Genomic DNA, 17,793 nt, shown 5'->3' with positions numbered 1-17,793 from the left:
GTGTAGCCTTAATCGGGAACACTCCACAACGAAACGCACAGACCGTGGGAACCCCTGCGGGAGGAAAGAACGAATATGGCACGCAAAGACCGGCACACCGAGCAGGGCCCCTCCGTCAGCGCCGAGGAAGCGCTGGAATTCCACGCCATGGGCCGGCCGGGCAAGCTGGAAATCGTGCCGACCAAGCCGATGGCGACGCAACGCGACCTGTCGCTCGCCTATTCGCCGGGTGTCGCCGTGCCGGTGCAGGCCATCGCCGACGATCCGTCCCGCGCCTACGACTACACCACGCGCGGCAACATGGTCGCCGTCATCTCCAACGGCACCGCCATTCTCGGCATGGGCAATCTCGGCGCGCTCGCCTCCAAGCCGGTGATGGAAGGCAAGGCGGTGCTGTTCAAGCGCTTCGCCGATGTCGACGCCATCGACCTCGAGGTCGACACCGAGGACGCCGACGCCTTCATCAACTGCGTGCGCTATCTCGGGCCTTCCTTCGGCGGCATCAACCTGGAAGACATCAAGGCGCCCGAATGCTTCATCATCGAGCAGAAGCTGCGCGAACTGATGGACATTCCCGTCTTTCACGACGACCAGCACGGCACCGCCATCATTTCGGCCGCCGGCCTGATCAACGCGCTGGAGATCACCGGCCGCGACATGAAGACGACGAAGATGGTCTGCAACGGCGCGGGCTCCGCCGGCATCGCCTGCATCGAATTGATGAAAGCGATGGGCTTTGCGCCCGAAAACATCACGCTGTGTGACACCAAGGGCGTGGTCTACCAGGGCCGCACCGAGGGCATGAACCAGTGGAAGTCGGCGCATGCGGTGAAGACCGAGGCGCGCTCGCTAGCCGACGCCATGGACGGCGCGGACGTGTTCCTCGGCCTGTCGGCCAAGGGCGCGCTGACGCCCGACATGCTGCGCTCGATGGCCAAAAACCCGATCATCTTCGCCATGGCCAACCCGGACCCGGAAATCACGCCCGAGGAAGTCGCCGAGGTGCGCACCGACACCATCATGGCCACCGGCCGCTCGGACTATCCGAACCAGGTCAACAACGTGCTCGGCTTCCCCTACATCTTTCGCGGCGCGCTCGACGTGCGCGCGACCACCATCAACGACGCCATGAAGATCGCCGCAGCCCATGCGCTGGCCGATCTCGCCCGCCAGGACGTGCCCGACGACGTCGCCGCCGCCTATCAGGGCAACCGGCCGAAATTCGGCCCGACCTACATCATCCCGGTGCCGTTCGACCCGCGCCTGATCTCGGCCATTCCGGTCGCCGTCGCCAAGGCGGCAATGGAGAGCGGCGTTGCCGGCAAGCCGATCCTCGACCTCGACCGCTACGCGCAGGAACTGTCCGCCCGCCGCGACCCGATCGCCTCGACGCTGCAGCGCATCTATGACCGCGTGCGTCGCCAGCCCAAGCGCATCGTCTTCGCCGAGGGCGAGGAAGAGCAGGTCATGCGCGCCGCCGTGTCCTATGTGAACCAGCGCCTCGGCACCGCCATCCTGCTCGGCCGCGACGAGGTCATCAAGGAAAACGCCAGGAATTCCGGCGTCGATCTGGACAAGCCCGGCATCGAGATCATCAACGCCCGCCTGTCGCGCCGCAACGAGGCCTATACCGACTATCTGTACGAGCGCCTGCAGCGCCAGGGTTTTCTGTTCCGCGACTGCCAGCGGCTGATCAACAACGACCGTAACCACTTTGCCGCCTGCATGGTGGCGCTGGGCGACGCCGACGGCATCGTCACCGGCGTCACCCGCAACTATTCGACGGCGTTGGAAGACATCCGCCGCGTCATCGACGCGCGCCCCGGCCACACCGTCATCGGCGCTTCCATCGTGTTGGCGCGCGGGCGCACGGTGATCGTCGCGGACACCGCCGTGCACGACATGCCGGACGCCGTGCAGATCGCCAACATAGCCGAGGAAGCCGCCAATTTCGCTCGCCGCATGGGCTATGAGCCGCGCGTGGCCATGCTCGCCTACTCGACCTTCGGCCATCCGCAGGGCGAACGCTCGGAGAGAATACAGGAGGCGGTAAAAATCCTGGATAAACGCCGGGTCGACTTCGAGTATGACGGCGAAATGGCCGCCGACGTGGCGCTGAACCCGCGCGCCATGGCGCAATACCCGTTCATCCGCCTGACCGGGCCGGCCAACGTGCTGGTGATGCCCGCCTTCCACTCCGCCTCTATCTCGACGCGCATGCTTCAGGAACTCGGCGGCTCGACCGTCATCGGCCCGCTACTGGTCGGCCTCAACAAGCCGGTGCAGATCGTGAATTTGAACGCCAAGGACAGCGACATCGTCAATATGGCCGCTATCGCTGCCTATGCGGGAACGTGAGGGGAGGCGATCTGGCATCACGGACGAACCCCGGACAGCCTCCGCTTCGCTCAGGCGCAGGCTTCCGGGCGACGCCGCTACGGGCGTCTGGCCGATCATCGTCGTGGACGATTGAGTGACCGGGCTCACATTGGCGTCGGTCTTGGCCGGCATTTACGTGCGTTACGGGGCCGTCCTCAGCGCCCCATCGTGTAGAATTCGTTGTTGGGGCGCATGCTGGTCACGTTCGCGAGCCGGTTCGACATGCCGAAAAACGCCGAGATTGCACCGATGTCCCAGATGTCGTCTTCGCTGAAACCATGCTTCTTCAAGGCCTCCATGTCCGCGTCTCCAACCTCGTAGGCCTGGAACGAGACCTTCATCGCGAAGTCGAGCATCGCTCTCTGGCGCGGCGTGATGTCGGCCTTGCGGTAGTTGATCGCGATCTGGTCGGCAATCAGCGGATCCTTGGCGCGCACGCGCAGGATCGCCCCATGCGCCACCACGCAATACTGACATTGGTTGGCGTTGCTGGTGGCAACCACGATCATTTCGCGCTCCGCCTTGGTGATCGGACCCGGCTTGTCCATCAACGCGTCGTGATAGGCCATGAAGGCGCGGAACTCATCGGGCCGATAAGCAAGCGTCAAGAAAACGTTGGGCACGAAACCCGACTTCTCCTGAACGGTCAGGATACGCTCGCGGATGTCGTCGGGAAGGTCCTTGATCTCGGGTACCGGAAAGCGGCTGATCGCTGGTTCTGTCATGGTGTCACTCCGTTATTCGGCCGCGAGCGCGGCCAGTTTTTCTGAATAGATTTCGAAGGCGTCGCCGGCATCGCCTTCATAGGGCTCCACCTGGACGAGACAGGTATGGGCCGAACAGCCCTGCCCGAATTGCGAGGTGCCGATATCGAGCGTCAACACGTTGGGGTTGCCGGCCATCTCCAGGCCGCTATTGCCCATGGGGGTGAACCACGCGCCGGTTGGCAGCACGATTACCTCGGCGCGCACCGTATCGGTGACCCAGGCGGTGGCAAGGGTCGCCCCGCGTTCGTTCCAGATACGGATCGTCGCGCCGTCCTCGATGTCGAGCCGGGCGGCGTCCTCAGGGTTGATGCGCGCCAGCTCGCGCCCGTTGCGCTTCATGGCCAGGCTGGCGTCGCCCGTTTCAAGCTGGCTGTGAAGCCGGCCCTCCGGCTGGTGGGATATGAGGTGAAGCTGGTTCGGCGCGCTGGCGTTGCCCAGCCATTCGGCAGGCTCGATCCAGGACGGATAGGCGCGGCAATCGGCATAGTCGAGGCGCGCCAGCGTCTCGCTGCCGAGCACGATCTTGCCGCTTTCGGTTTTGAGAGCGAATTCTTCGGGAAGCCGGCGAAAATCGGCCAGATAGGTATGATCCCGGCGGGTCGGGCAACGCGCATAGCCGGTTTCCCAGAAGGTTTCGAAATCCGGCATTTCGAAGTCGAGGCGCGTTTGTGCGTCGCTGCGGCTGATCTCGTAGAGATGGCGCAGCCATCCCATCTCGTCGCGGCCCTCGTTGAAGGCGTCGCCGACGCCGAGTTTTTCGGAGATGGCGTTGAAGATGTCGAAGTCGGAGCGCGCTTCGCCCAGCGGATCGATCGCCTTGTGCATGGCGATGATGAAATCCGACCGGCGGTTGCCGGCCATGTCGTTGCGCTCGATCGATGTCGAAGCCGGCAGCACGATGTCGGCGCGCTGCGCCGTGGCGGTGAACATCGGGTCTTGCACGATGATCGTTTCGGGCCGCGTCCACGCTTCTTCGAGACGGTTCAGGTCCTGATGATGGTGAAACGGGTTTCCGCCGGCCCAATAGACAAGCCGCACATCCGGATAGCTGCGGGTCGCCCCTTCATAGGTGAACTGGTCGCCCGGATTGAGCAGCATGTCGCTGATACGGGCCACGGGAATGAAGCTGTCGATCGGCTTGGCCCCTTGCGGGATCGCGGGCGAGCGGCCCTGATTGATCTGCGCGCCGACGCCGCCGAGCGAGCCATAGCCATAGCCTACGCCGCCGCCCGGAAGCCCGATCTGGCCGATGATCGAGGCCAGGCCGAGGGCTGCCCAGAATGGCTGTTCCCCGTGATGCGCGCGCTGCAGGCTCCAGCTCACTGTCAGCATGGAGCGCGTCTTTACCAGTTCGCCAGCCAGTGCGGCGATCTCGTCGCGGCCAAGGCCGGTGATGGGGGCGGCCCAGGCGGCATCCTTGCGCTGGCCGTCGAGGCTGCCGTCGAGATAGGCGAGCAGGCGTTCCGAGCCACTGGTGCAGCGGGCGAGAAAATCGCGGTCGTGCCGGTCGTTCTTGAGGATTTCGCCGGCAAGGCCGAGCATCAGGGCGGCGTCCGTGTTCGGGCGGATGGGCCACCACTCAGCGCCCGCCCAGTCGGGCATATCGTCCTTGAGCGGCGAAACAAGAATGATCTTCATGTCGCGCGCCGCCATCTGCTTGAGATGGCCTTCCAGGGAGTGGGCGCCAAGACCGCCGGCCTCGACCTGCGCCGTGCGCGGTGCAAGCGCGCCGAACACGACGAGCGTTTCGGTATGTTCGACAATCGTGTCCAGTGTGTTGGCCTGCCCGCCGCAGGCGTCTTCGTTGCCGAGCGTATGGCGCAGGATCACCGGTCCGGCGGCGATGGAATAGGTGTCGACATGACCGGTATAGCCGCCGGCAAGGTTCAGCGTGCGCTTCAGGAGAGAGGAAGCATGATGAAACCGGCCGCAGCTCGCCCAGCCATAGGAACCGGCGAAGATGGATGCGTTGCCATGCGCGCCAGAGACGCGTCGGATTTCGCCGGCAACGAGGTCGGTCGCCTCATTCCAGCTCACGGGCACGAATTTTTCCGAGCCCCGCCCGCGGCGGTCGCTTTTCTCGCGGGCTTCCAGCCATCCCTGCCGCACCAGCGGCTGCAGCACGCGGCGATCGGGCTTGGCCCATTCGCGCACGGAATCGATGATCGGCGACGGCGCCGGGTCGTGCTCGAACGGCTCCACGCCGACGATCTCGTTGTTTTCCACGAGGATCGTGTAAGCGCCCCAATGGCTGCAATGTGAGTAGCGCTGGATGGTCATGGCGTTGTTCCGGAGATCGATGTTTCTGTCCTAAAGTACGGCCTCTATCAGAAACGGTCCCTTGCGGCCGCACGCGGCGCGCAGAAGATCGGAGAATTGTTCGGCACTTTCGGCGCGCGCGCCCTCCACACCCATCGCGGCCGCCAATCCGACCCAATCGAGAGCGGGGTCGACCAGATCGAGCATCCGGCTTGCGTTCACGCCGGGCGCGCCGGCGCCGACATTCTTCAACTCGCCATGCAATATCTGGTAGCGCCGGTTGGCGAAGACGATGGTCACGACGTCGAGGCGCTCGCGCGCCTGCGTCCACAGCGCCTGCACCGTGTACATGCCGCTGCCGTCGGCCTGAAGGGTGACGACCTTGCGATCCGGGCAGGCGATTGCCGCGCCGGTGGCGAGCGGAAGGCCTATGCCGATCGCGCCGCCGGTAAGCTGCAGGAAATCATGCGGTTCAGCGCCATAGGTGTAGCGGAAAAAGTCGCGTCCCGACGAAACCGACTCATCGCACACCACCGCATTGGCCGGCATGTGACGGGCAAGTGCTATGGCGATTGCCTCCTTGGTCAGCGTACCGGTCGGCATGTCCGGCAACTGCCTTGGCGTTAGCCTCGGCATCGTGCCGGCCACGCCGACCTCATCGGCAAGACCGGCAATCGCCGCCGCCAGATCCTGTTCCGGCTCCGCCAGCACCAAGACTTCGCAACCCTGCGGCAGCATCACGCTCGGCTTGCCGGGATAAGCGAAAAAGCCGACAGGCGCCTTGGCGGCGATCAGGATCACCTGCTCCGTCTCGGCAAAGGCGGCGACAGCCTGATCGATCACATAGGGAACCCGGTCGAGCGCGACGCGGCCGGCACCTCGTTGCATGCGTCCGTTGGCCTGCTGCGCCATCAGGCGCGCGCCGGTCTTCTGGGCGATCCGGTCGAGTGTCTCGAGTTGCGCCTCGCGCAGTGCCCGGCCACCCACCAGAATGGTGGTGCGGCGTCCGTTGCGCAGCGCTTCAGCCGCCCCGACTATGCGCGCGGCTTCAGGCTTGCCCGGCGATGCGATTTCGATGGCCGAGGGTTTTGCGCCATGTTCCACCTCGCCCCAGGCCGCGTCGGCATGCAGGATCAGCGTGGCGATCTGGCCGGGTTGCGCGCGCGCGGTGCGGATCGCTTCTTCCGTGCGCGGACCGACCGCGTCGGCCGTGGCCGCGCGCTCGACCCAGTGCGACATCGGGCGCGCCAGCGATTCGATGTCGGATGTGAGGGGGGCATCGTATTGGAGGTGATGGGTCGCATGGTCGCCGACGATATTGACAATCGGGGTGCGGGCGCGCCGCGCATTATGCAGGTTGGCGAGGCCGTTCGCCAGGCCCGGCCCCAGATGCAGAAGCGTGGCCGCCGGCTTGTCGGCCATGCGGGCATAGCCGTCCGCAGCCCCCGTCACCACGCCTTCGAAAAGACCGAGCACGCAGCGCATGCGCGGCTGCCGATCGAGGGCGGCGACGAAATGCATCTCCGACGTGCCGGGGTTGGCGAAACACACATCGACGTCGTTTACGAGCAGGGTTTCGCACAGGAGATCGGCGCCATTCATCGCATAAGGTCCTTCATCGGCAGAGCCTTGTCGCCGAGGTCGGCGATCTCCTGCCAGAACGGTTCTAGCGCGTCGATCAGACGCGCGAAAAGGCGATATTTGGTCTCGGCGTAGTCGTACCTCGCGCCTTGCGGCTCGGCCCATGCATCCGGCGCTCCGCGCCAGCCCTCCGCGACCGCCTCCGGCGACATTTGATGGATGAAGCGCGCGCCAACCATAGCGAGGCCGCGCAAGCCGGAATTGCCGCCCGTATTGCACGCCACCTTCTGTCCCATAAGCGTGGCGAGAAAGCCGGCGAAGTGGGTATCCGCCGCAAGCCCGCCACCCAGCGCCAGCATGCCAGCCGGCGCGTTCATCATGTCATGGCTCCTGCGGGCGATGAACGCCAGCGCTTCCCGTCCCGCCCAGGCGATCTCGGCCGGGCTGGTATCGGCCGTCATGCCGAACAAGGCGCCGCTGGCATAAGGCGTCGTGATGGGCGCGCGCTCACCGCCCGGCTCAAAGAAGGGATGGAGGATCAGCGAGGAATAGGCGGGTTCGCTCGCGTCAGGCGGGCTGGCCAGTTTGTCGCGCAGATGCTTGAGCAGCGTCGCGCCGTTGAAGCTTGGGTGGAAGCACAGATAGCCCTCGCCCAGCGCATAGGGCTGGATCATCGCGCCAGCCGGCTTTTTGCGCATTTGCGCCGGGTCGGTGAGGTAGCAGGCATGGATGGCGCTGGTCCCGAAAATGGAGGCGCGCGTAACCTCGGGCGTGCTGCCGAGGCCAAGCCCGATCAGCGTCGCCTGTACGTCGCCGGGCCCGAGCAGCACCGGCGTACCGGCGGCTACGCCGAGAGCGCCGGCAGCCTCTGTGGAAAGCACCGCGCGGCACTCGGCGATGGACCCCAACTCCGGCAAAAGCTCGATGCCGCGCGCCAGACCGAGAGCCTGCTGGATCACAGGCGAGGTCTTACCGCTGCGCCAACTGCCCCAGACCTGAAGCACGGCGCTCGGTTCGGCCTTGAGTTCTCCGGTCAGCGCGAAGAACAGCCATTCCTTCGCGCGCAACACATGGGCGACGCGCGCCAGGCGTTCGGGTTCGTTTTCGGCCAGCCAGTGGAGATGCAGGCTTTGCGAGGCTGCGGTGGGACGCGCGCCCGTCACTGCCTCGATGGCGGCGAAAGCCTCGCCATCCGCCTGCAGCCGCGCGGCCAGCGCCCGGCATCGCCCGTCGAGCCAGGTGATGGCGTTGCCGACCGGCAGCATGTCGCTGCCCAGAGGCCAGAGCCCATCGCCCTGCCCGGTCACCACGATCCCCGCTACATCGCCGTCGATCCTGGCGATGCAGGCCTTCAGCACGGCGAAAGCATCGGCGCGCGTTACCGCCATGTCCTGTTCGACATGCGCGCCCTGCCGGCGCAAGGCGGTGTTGTCGCCCTGCGCACTCGACACCATTTTGCCCGCCCCGTCGAAGGCGGCGGCCTTGACGGTGGTGGTGCCCGAATCGAGGCAGACGAGGAAGGATGTCATGGGGTCACGAGGCCTGGCGCAACCCCTCCAGCGCCGTCGAGCTTTGCTGGCCGTAGGTCTTGAACTTCTCCAGGACCGCCGCGATCTGCTCGTCGCTAAGCACCGGCGGTTCACCAAACGGCAGGCACAACAGATACTGGTGCGCAAGCTCCTCCACCGTGACCGCCAGCGCCAACGCCCGCGCGACAGAGACATGCGCAGCGATCACACCATGATGCGCCATCAGGCAAGCGCGGCGCCCTTCGAGCGCCTTGACCACCTGGTCGGCCAGTTCCTGCGAGCCGAATATCTCGTAGGGCGCACAACGGATGGTCGATCCTCCAGTTGCGGCGATCGCATAATGGATGGCCGGAATGGCCTTGCCGAGGATGGAGACGCTGGTGGCGTGGGTGGAATGGGTATGCACCACGGACTTCAGATCGGGCCGCGCCTGCAGAATGTCGCGGTGGAAGCGCCATTCGCTGGACGGCAGCACATCGCCTCCGAAAGTAGCGTCCCACTTCATCGCCACGACATGCTCGGGCTCGAGCTTGTCGTAGGGAATGCCGGTGGGCGAAATCAGAAAACCGTCGCCATGGCGCACGCTGATATTGCCCGCAGTGCCCTTGTTGATGCCCAGCCGGTTCATGTTGCGGCAGGAGTCGATGACCTCTTTACGCAGCGCAAGTTCTTCGCTTGTCATGTGACGCGCGTCCTTTCTATTTCGCCGGGTGAAGCGGCGGTTGACCCTGGAGAATGAGATCGATGTCCTCGGCGATCATGTCGGCGGCCTTGGTAATGGAGTATCGCGACGCGCCGGCGATATGCGGCGAAAGCGTTACGTTGGGCAACTTCAAAAGTGGCCAGTCGGCCGGCGGCGGCTCGGGCGCAAAAGTGTCGAGCGCCGCGCCCTTCAGGTGCCCCGAAACCAGCGCGTCGTAAAGCGCCTCGTAGTCGAGCACCTGGCCGCGTGTGGTGTTGACGAGATAGGAGCCGGGCTTCATCGCCTCGATCTGGGTACGGCCAACCATGCCCTTGGTCTGCGGCGTGACGCGCGGATGCAGCGTCAGCACGTCGACCTGACGCACGAGATCCTCGAAATCCACCTTCTCGATGCCAGCGGCCCGGTCTTCGTCGCTCAGTTCCTTGAAAGGGTCGGAAAACACGATCTTGCAGCCGAAGGGGCGAAGCAGGCGCGCCACCCGCATTCCGATATCGCCATAACCGACGATGCCGACGCTCAATTCGCAAAGTTCCGGCCCGGTATGGTCGAAATGGTAGAAGTCGCGCTTGAACTCGCCCTCGCGAACCGAAAGATGCCCGCGGATCAGGTTGCGTGTTTCCGCCAGCAGCGAGGCGACGGTGAATTCGGCCACCGCCGATGCGTTGCGGCCAGGCGTGTTGACGACCGTAATGCCGCGCTCACGCGCCGCCGGCATCTCGATATTGACCGGCCCGCCGCGCGAAACGGCGATGATGCGCAGGCGCGGCGCATGGTCGAGGCTCTCGGCGGTGATGGGCGCGAGATGGGTGACCAGAATGTCGACGTCGGAAAGAAACTCGAAATAATCCTCCGGCCGGCCGACGAACTCGGCAACGGGCAGGTGCGGATCGTGCTTGGTCGACACCAGTTTCAACGGCCAGTCGAGCTGCATATGCTTGAAGCGCAGCGCCCGTCCGGGCATTCGTGCCGAAAAAGCCTTCTCGAAAAAGGACGGCTGCATGAAGCCGTCGCCGATGATGCCGACCGTCAGGGTCTGCGTGCTTGCCAGGTTGTTCATGTCTTCAAATCCTCATGCGCGCTTGGCGGTGGGCGCGTCCGTCAGGCCCGGAAGCACGTCGCGGAAGCGCTCGCCTTCGATCTTGCGTTCGGACAGGATCTCGGCGGTGTGTTCGGCAAATGCCGGCGGAGCCTTGCGATAGGAGGCCGGCGTGCGCGACATCTTGATCGGACTGCCCGTGCCGCGATACGGCCCGATATCCACCACCATCTCGCGGTGCTTGGTATGGGCGTCGTCCACCACCTGGTCGATCGAGCGCACCGCGCCGCAGGGCACACCGGCCTGGATCAGGCGGTCGGCGATGGCAACGCAGTCGAAACCCGCGAGGGCGGCCTCCAGTTCGACCTTCAGCGCGTCGCGATGGATGTTGCGCTCGCCATTGGAGAGGAAGCGGGGGTCGGTGGGTAAATCGGGCCGCTCGATGACGGTGCACAACGTGGCAAACTGGCGGTTGTTGCCGACCGCCAGAAAGATCGGATCGGTGCGCGTGGCGAACGTGTCATAGGGGCAGATATTCGGGTGCGCGTTGCCCGAAGGCTCGGCTACCTTGCCCGACAGATAATAGTTCGGCAGGTGCGGGTGCAGCAGCGAGATGCCGCAATCGTAAAGCGCCGTCTCGACGAACTGCCCCTTGCCGCTCACCGAGCGCTCGTTGATCGCCATCAAGATGCCGATCACGGCGTTGAGCCCTGTCACCATGTCAACGACGGGAAGGCCTACGCGCAGCGGCTTTCCGCCGAGTTCGCCGTTCACGCTCATGATGCCGGTAGAGGCCTGGATGGCGGCGTCGTAGCCCGGCAGTCCACCCAGGGGACCGTCGCTGCCGAAACCGGAAACCCGACAATGGACAAGCCGGGGAAATCGCTGGGAAAGTTCCTCATAGGAAAGACCCCAGCGTTCCAGCGTGCCGGTCTTGAAATTCTCGATGAAGACGTCCGCGTCTTCCAGAAGCACAAGCAGAAGCTCCCGGCCGGCCGGCTGGGCCAGGTCGAGCGCCATGCCGCGCTTGTTGCGGTTGAGGCCGAGGAAATAGCTTGCCGTACCGTCGAGGAAGGGCGGACCCCAACCGCGCGTTTCGTCGCCCGCCGGTGGCTCGATTTTGATCACGTCGGCTCCGTGATCGGCCAGGACCTGTCCCGCATAGGGGCCGCCGAGAACGCGGCTCGCGTCGACGACTTTGAGATTGGCCAGTGAACCGGTATCGAATTGCATTGCTTTTCCAGTCATGTCACGCCGCAGGCTCGGCCCTGCTTTCCAGTTCTTCGCGCAATTGGCCGGCGAAATCGGGATAGGTTTCGGAAAGTTCGTCCAGCACGCGCCCGCGCAACAGGCTCAGGACTTCCGCGTCGGGCAGCGCCGTGCTTGCCGGCGCGGCCTCATGCTCGAAGGCAAAGCCGGTCGTGGCCTTGATCTCGGCCAGGTCGTGGCCGGGATGCACGCTTTCCAGCTTGAAGCCGGGCTTCGTCTTGTCGAAGCTGAACAGGCCTTTGCCGGTCAAAAGCGCATAGGGACCGCCGGTGCGATAGACACCTTCTTCGCTGACGCCGGGCGCGCTGATGAAATCGACCTTGTCGACGAAGACGCGCGGGCTGTGTTCCTCGCGAAACAGGATGACGCGCGGCACCACGAAATAAAGGTAGGCCGAGCCGAAGGAGCCGGGCCAGCGCACCTTGGACTGCGGGTAGTCGCCGACGCCGACGAGATTGACGTTGGCGTGCCCGTCGATCTGGCCGCCGCCCAGGAAGAAGGCGTCGATACGCCCCTGTCCCGCGCAGTCGAAAAGCTCGGCCGATCCGTTGGTGAAGAAATTGTGCTCCACCGAGCCCAGGATCGAGATGCGCACGCGCGGCGCGCCCGCTTTTTCCTTCAGCGCGCGCAGCAGCATCGCGCCGGCCGCCGGGATCGGGGAGGAAGCGCCGACCGCGACATGGCGTACGCCGTCGAGCAATTTCGCGATGGTGCAGATGAGGGTTTCGCGCGGAAGAACCTTGCTCATTGCGCAGGCTCCATTTTCCGCGAAGCCATATAATCGTGAAAACCCTGGTCGGTGCGGGCCATGCCGGCGTAACGGACAAGTTCGGCCGTGTCGGGCGGGTATTCGCCCCAGAGCCCGTAGGGCGATGCGCCTTTCGGGGCGAGCGCGATGGAATCGACATAGAGCGCCGGCAGCGTGCCGGCAGCGAGCGTCTCGTCGGCGAGCAGGCTTTTCTCCACGATGCGTTCCACCGTGACCAGCGTGATTTTCGAGGCATAGGCCATGGCCGCGAGTTCGCGGCGGCGGCCGATCCAGACATTGCCGAAGCGGTCGGCCATGGGGGCATGGAAGATGGCGACGTCGGGGTGGATCGCCGGCACCAGCACGATCGGGTCCTGCGCCTCGGCAAAGGGGTTGTCGATAACGAGCCAATCCTTACGGTTGGCCAGGACATCGGTGCCGATCAGGCCGCGAATGGGCTGAAACGGGTTTCCCTTCTGCGCCGCCAGCAGGCCGGCATGGATGGCCGGGCACGTGGCGTCCATCAGGCGTATCGAGCCGTCCTTCACCGCCTGGTTGAAGCGCGGCGCGCCGCCGGCCTCGCCAAGCGAAACGGCGCTCGTTTCCACCGTCGCGACAAGGCCGGCGCCGATGAGTTGATCGACCTGAAGCCCGCCGGTCGGGACGCAGACGAGATGCAGACCGCCTGCGCCATGCTCGATGATCGGCTGCGTCATCGCCATCGACACACCGGCATAATCGACCGGCAGCGCGAGCTTTGCGCCCGGCTCGATTCGGCTTGCCATCGCCTTCAGCTCACTCAGCAGTTCCGCCTCCCGCCAAAAATCCAAGCTATGTTCTATATTGTAGAACACGTTTCTAAAAATTAGAATAAGCGCGATTGAGCGACGCTGTCAACGCACCTCATGCGCCGCTGCCGCGAAGGCAGCAGACCCGAACGGCGCGTGCGTGGCGCGAATGCGTTTCATGGGAACCTGCGGCGCCGGAACTGGAATTTAGCAGGCGGCCGCACGCTTGCAAACGTCCCGCATCGGTGGCTCCTCCTATGAGGCGGCTGCACCGCAACGCGCTTTTCGGCAGCAGTGGACAAGGAGAGAACCAGCTATCTCCGCCAATTTCCGTTCGGTGCCATGCGGCAAAACGTTGCTCCGGCCACCTGCCCACCGGGGCTTGGCGATGACTCTGCTTGACAAGCTAAAAACGCCGACAGATGATAAATACAGAATGCCGTTCTATAATATGGAACAGCGGAGAAAGATGATGACAGTCAGTTTGGCCCAGCGCAGCGAGAGTGGAGACATGTCGGCCTCCAGCGGTCGCGATTCCCGGCAGGTGATCGGGAGTAGCATCGCCGTCAGGGGCGTCGTCAAGACGTACGGCAATTTCCATGCTGCCGATCACATCAGCATCGATATCCAGCCCGGCGAGTTCATCACATTGCTCGGCCCTTCGGGGAGCGGAAAGACCACGCTGCTCAACCTCGTCGCCGGCTTCCAGAAGCCGAACGAGGGCGAGATCCTCGTTGACGGCAAGGAGATTCAAAGCGTTCCTCCGCATCGCCGCGGCTTCGGCATGGTCTTTCAGAGCTATGCGCTTTTCCCCAACATGACGGTGACCCAGAACGTCGCTTTCCCGCTGCGCATGGCCGGCGTCGACCGTGCGACGACCGAGCGCCGCGTCGGCGAAACGCTGGAGATCATGCGGCTTTCCGAGCATGCGGCGAAGATGCCCTCGCAGATGTCCGGCGGACAGCAACAGCGCGTCGCGATCGCCCGCTCCATCGTCATGCGGCCCAGGGTGGTGCTGATGGACGAACCGCTGAGCGCGCTCGACCGCCGCCTGCGCGAATCGATCCAGATCGAGATTCGCGACCTGCACCAGACGCTCGGCAGCACCATTCTTTTCGTCACCCACGACCAGGGCGAGGCCCTGACCATGAGCGACCGCATCGCGGTCCTCGAGAGCGGCAAGATCGTGCAGATCGGCACGCCGGTCGAGATTTACCGGCATCCAACGAACCGCTTCGTGGCGTCGTTCGTCGGCGAAAGCAACCTTGTGGATGCCGAGATCGTGCAGAAACGCGGCTCGACCGTGACGCTCAAGAACCGCGCCGGCTATACTTTCGAGGCCGAGACCCGCGACGCGGCCAGTGTCGGCCGCGCCACCGTTCTGGTCCGCCCCGAGCGCATCACGATCAGCGACGAACCGGCCCTGAACACGATCCCGGTGACCGTTACGTCCGCGCTGTTCCTGGGCGAAATCCTGCGTATCGAAGTGCGGATGGAAGGCGGCGAAACACTGCTCATTCGCTGTTCAGACAGGTTCGACCGGGCATTGCCTTCGGTGGGCGATAAGCTCCATGTGGGCTGGCGCGCGGAAGATTGCTGGGTGCTTTCGTGAGTGCGTCCGCCGTCATGGGTGATGCGCGAAAACGGCCCGTGAGCCTGCGCGCACGCTTCGGCAACCCGACATGGCTGCTTGTGCCGGCCACCCTGTTTCTCGCCTTCATCTATCTGCTGCCACTGATCGACCTCACCCGCATCAGCCTCAGCGGCCCGACGCCGTGGGTGTATTTCGACCGCGTCTTCTCGGTGCCGCTCTACTGGGACTCGCTGGTGCGCACCATGGGCATTTCGCTCAGCGTCGCCGTATTGTGCGCCATCTTCGGCTATCCGACAGCCCTGCTTATTCACCGCACCCGCGGCTGGGTACAGGTCGCCGTCGCGGTGAGCATCACCCTTCCCTATTTCATCGCCATCCTTATCCGCACCTATTCGTGGATGGTGCTTCTCGGCCGTAATGGCCCGGTCAACAAATTCGCCGTCTGGCTCGGCATTTTCGACGGGCCGATGCACTTGCTTTTCAACCGTGGCGCGGTGTTGCTTGGCATGACGGCGGTGCTTTTGCCGATCATGGTGCTGTCGATCTATGCGAGTGTCGCGCGTCTCGACAGCAGCCTCACGCGCGCTGCCGCCGCCAGCGGCGCCGGGCCCCTGGCGGTTTTCTGGCGCGTCCTGTTGCCGCTGACATTTCCCGGCGTCGGCGCCGGCTTCCTGCTCGTCTTCGTCATGGGCATCGGCTTCTTTATCACGCCTACCCTGCTCGGTGGGCCGGGCGACCAGATGTTCGCCATGCACATCACGCAGCAGTCGAACTTCGTCAGCAGCGAAGGCTTCCTGCAGGCGCTCGGCGTCGTGCTGCTCGTCATAACCGTTATCTTCGTGGGCATTGCCGGCCATTTCCTGGGCTTCGAGTTCCTGTGGGGCGGCGGCCAGCTTAGCGGCAACGGTTCTACGAAAAAGCAAGCGAAGGAAGCCGGCGGGCGCATGGCCTCCGGACACACGCTTGGCACCGTGCTTGCCGACACTATCGGCTGGCCGATCCTGCGCGCACTCTCCGCCGCCCCCCGATGGCTCGGCGGCGCGACCGTTATTTCCAGCGGCCTCCTGGTCATCGCCATCCTGGTCGTGCCCATCATCGTCGTGATGGTCATTTCCTTTAGCGAGGCCAGTTTTCTGACATTTCCGCCACCCGGCTATTCGCTGCGCTGGTACGAGGAATTCTTCACGGACAAAGCCTGGGTCGAGGCCTTCAGGGATTCGCTGACTATCGCCGTCATTTCCGCGCTCATCGCCGTCGTGCTGGGGACGGCTGCGGCGATGGGCATCGTGCGCAGTTCCGTGCGCGGCAAGACGTTCATCATGCTGTTCCTGGTCAGCCCTGTGATCGTTCCGCCCGTTGTGCTCGGCCTGTCGCTCTACAGCCTCTATCTGCGCGTCGGCCTGGACGGCACAATAGGCGGGCTGGCGGCCGCCCATGCGATCGGCGGCCTGCCGATCGTCGTCGTCATCATCTGCGCCGCGCTGCAAAGCGTGGATCGCAATCTGGAGCGGGCGGCGGCCGTGCATGGTGCCTCGCCGCTCACCGTGTTCCGTACGGTGACGCTGCCGGCGATTGGTCCCGGCCTGGCGGCGGCGACCTTCTTCGCCTTTTTGCATTCCTTCGACGAACTGGTGCTTTCGCTGTTCCTGACCAGTCCCCGTCTGGTGACGCTGCCGCTCAAATTGTGGGCCGGCGTCAATTACGAACTCAGCCCCGTGCTGGCCGTCGTCTCCACGCTTGAGGTTTTCCTCGTCGTGGTCGGCATCATCCTTGCGCGCCCGGTACTGGCCCGTTCGCGCAAGCAAGTGTGAACCTCAGAACGCTCAATAGGGAGGAATATGGAATGACAAGATTTCGGACGTTCAAATCGCTCGCCGCGCGCTTCACGGCTATGGCTATCATCGTAGGGGCGGCCACGACAGCCCACGCCCAAAGCAATGAAGTCGTCATGCAGGACCCAGGCGGCCCGTATGGCGATGCCCTGCGCAAGGTGATGTATGACCCCTTCGAGGCCGATACCGGCATCGACGTCGTGCTCGTCCAGGAAGCCCGCAGCGGTCCGCGCATCAAGGCGCAGGTCGAAGCCGGCAAGACAGAATGGGACCTGACCTTCATCTTCGATCAGGAAACCAAGCTGCTCGGCGATTGCTGCCTTGCCGACATCGACTACGACAAGCTCTCCGACAGCGCCAAGAAGACGCTGGAGACCATGCCCGACAATCTGAAGCGTCCGAAGGGCGTCGCCCTTCAGGTCATCGGCGTCGGCATGGCCTACAGCACCGACAAGTACAAGGGCGACAATGTCCCCAAGGACTGGGCGGATTTCTGGAACGTCGAGAAGTTCCCCGGATCGCGCTGCATGCCGGCATGGCCACGTTTCGTCTTCGAGGCAGCCCTCATGGCCGATGGCGTGAAGAAGGAAGACATTTATCCGATCGACATGGAGCGCGCGCTCAAGAAGATCGAGGAAATCAAGCCTCACGTCACGAAATGGTGGACCACTTCCGCCCAGGGGCCGCAGCTGCTCCTCGATGGCGAGGCAGACATGTGCATGGCCTATACAAGCTCCATGAGCCTGCTTGCGCTCAAAGGCGCGCCGGTTGAAGTCAATTGGAACCAGGGCTTTGTCTATTACGACTTCTTCTCGATCCCGAAAGGCGCCCCGAATTACGACAACGCGCTGAAGCTTCTGTCCTGGCGTCTCGACGCGGAACTGGCGGCCAAGCTCACCTCGGCATATCCGGTAGCGCTGCCTTCGCCGTTGGTGTTCGAAAAGGCCGATCCCGCGGTCAGCCGCTACTGGGCCAACAATCCTGAAAACGTAAAGAAGGCCATTGAGTGGAGCCCGGATTTTTGGGGAGCCAAGTCGCCCGACGGCAACACCACCAATGAAGAATACGGACAGGAAAAGCTAAACGCTTTGCTCTCGCAGTAACTCGTAAGGGCGTTGGAGCGGCCGCGATCGCATGGTCGATCGCGGCCGCTCCTGCGGCGATGGACCGATGGCCAATACCGGCGGCTCATGGTAGAGGCCAAGTGTTCAGTCGAACGGATATTGGGGCGCTCCGCTACTTTGGCAATACATCGGATTTAATCGGAAACCGGAAAGTGATTCCGTGGCCCGGTGGCGGAAACTGCAA

13 protein-coding genes are annotated in these 17,793 nt (G+C 64.1%); 4 read left to right on the top strand and 9 right to left on the bottom strand.

All coding sequences use genetic code 11. The features are described 5' to 3' along the window. The first annotated feature begins 75 nt into the window (after window positions 1-75). Window positions 76-2,358 (top strand): NADP-dependent malic enzyme, encoded by a 2,283-nt coding sequence (locus ACX3P1_RS00660; RefSeq protein ID WP_459077596.1) that lies wholly within the window; start codon window positions 76-78, stop codon window positions 2,356-2,358. A 176-nt stretch (window positions 2,359-2,534) separates the two neighbouring features. Here ACX3P1_RS00660 and ACX3P1_RS00655 read toward each other — a convergent pair whose 3' ends face one another. From ACX3P1_RS00655 to ACX3P1_RS00615, 9 genes are read right to left on the bottom strand one after another with little or no spacing between them, the layout of a single operon-like run. Further along, the gene (locus ACX3P1_RS00655; RefSeq protein WP_459077595.1) at window positions 2,535-3,104 is read right to left on the bottom strand and encodes a peroxidase-related enzyme; all 570 of its coding nucleotides are present in this window, start codon (window positions 3,102-3,104) and stop codon (window positions 2,535-2,537) included. A 12-nt stretch (window positions 3,105-3,116) separates the two neighbouring features. Next, window positions 3,117-5,426, bottom strand: coding sequence for a molybdopterin-dependent oxidoreductase (locus ACX3P1_RS00650; protein WP_459077594.1), 2,310 nt, complete (start codon window positions 5,424-5,426; stop codon window positions 3,117-3,119). Between the two features lie 30 nt (window positions 5,427-5,456). Then, window positions 5,457-7,007: an acetolactate synthase large subunit gene (locus ACX3P1_RS00645; protein ID WP_459077593.1), complete on the bottom strand. Its 1,551-nt coding sequence runs from the start codon at window positions 7,005-7,007 to the stop codon at window positions 5,457-5,459. Next, on the bottom strand, window positions 7,004-8,515 hold the full coding sequence (locus ACX3P1_RS00640; RefSeq protein ID WP_459077592.1) for an FGGY family carbohydrate kinase: 1,512 nt from the start codon (window positions 8,513-8,515) through the stop codon (window positions 7,004-7,006). The genes ACX3P1_RS00645 and ACX3P1_RS00640 overlap by 4 nt, the downstream gene beginning before the upstream one ends. A gap of 4 nt (window positions 8,516-8,519) precedes the next feature. After that, on the bottom strand, window positions 8,520-9,197 hold the full coding sequence (locus ACX3P1_RS00635; protein WP_459077591.1) for an L-fuculose-phosphate aldolase: 678 nt from the start codon (window positions 9,195-9,197) through the stop codon (window positions 8,520-8,522). Between the two features lie 16 nt (window positions 9,198-9,213). Beyond that, window positions 9,214-10,275, bottom strand: a complete 1,062-nt coding sequence (locus tag ACX3P1_RS00630; RefSeq protein ID WP_459077590.1) for a 2-hydroxyacid dehydrogenase — start codon at window positions 10,273-10,275, stop codon at window positions 9,214-9,216. A 12-nt stretch (window positions 10,276-10,287) separates the two neighbouring features. Next, the gene (locus tag ACX3P1_RS00625; RefSeq protein WP_459077589.1) at window positions 10,288-11,487 is read right to left on the bottom strand and encodes a CaiB/BaiF CoA transferase family protein; all 1,200 of its coding nucleotides are present in this window, start codon (window positions 11,485-11,487) and stop codon (window positions 10,288-10,290) included. Between the two features lie 16 nt (window positions 11,488-11,503). Beyond that, complete coding sequence (locus ACX3P1_RS00620; protein ID WP_459077588.1) at window positions 11,504-12,271, bottom strand: CoA-transferase; 768 nt, start codon at window positions 12,269-12,271, stop codon at window positions 11,504-11,506. After that, on the bottom strand, window positions 12,268-13,056 hold the full coding sequence (locus ACX3P1_RS00615; protein WP_459077906.1) for a CoA transferase subunit A: 789 nt from the start codon (window positions 13,054-13,056) through the stop codon (window positions 12,268-12,270). The genes ACX3P1_RS00620 and ACX3P1_RS00615 overlap by 4 nt, the downstream gene beginning before the upstream one ends. 472 nt (window positions 13,057-13,528) lie before the next feature. Here ACX3P1_RS00615 and ACX3P1_RS00610 point away from each other — a divergent pair, with 472 nt between their 5' ends. Genes ACX3P1_RS00610 through ACX3P1_RS00600 form a run of 3 tightly spaced genes read left to right on the top strand, consistent with a single transcriptional unit; the run spans window position 13,529 to window position 17,588 of the window. Next, on the top strand, window positions 13,529-14,671 hold the full coding sequence (locus ACX3P1_RS00610; RefSeq protein ID WP_459077587.1) for an ABC transporter ATP-binding protein: 1,143 nt from the start codon (window positions 13,529-13,531) through the stop codon (window positions 14,669-14,671). A gap of 14 nt (window positions 14,672-14,685) precedes the next feature. After that, window positions 14,686-16,464, top strand: coding sequence for an ABC transporter permease subunit (locus ACX3P1_RS00605; protein WP_459077905.1), 1,779 nt, complete (start codon window positions 14,686-14,688; stop codon window positions 16,462-16,464). 32 nt (window positions 16,465-16,496) lie between these two features. Then, the gene (locus ACX3P1_RS00600; protein ID WP_459077586.1) at window positions 16,497-17,588 is read left to right on the top strand and encodes an ABC transporter substrate-binding protein; all 1,092 of its coding nucleotides are present in this window, start codon (window positions 16,497-16,499) and stop codon (window positions 17,586-17,588) included. The last annotated feature ends 205 nt before the right edge of the window (window positions 17,589-17,793 follow it).

The sequence above is a fragment of the Mesorhizobium sp. A623 genome, assembly GCF_054489405.1.
The sequence above is the reverse complement of the archived record's forward strand: the minus strand, read 5'-3'. Positions and strand labels throughout refer to the sequence as shown.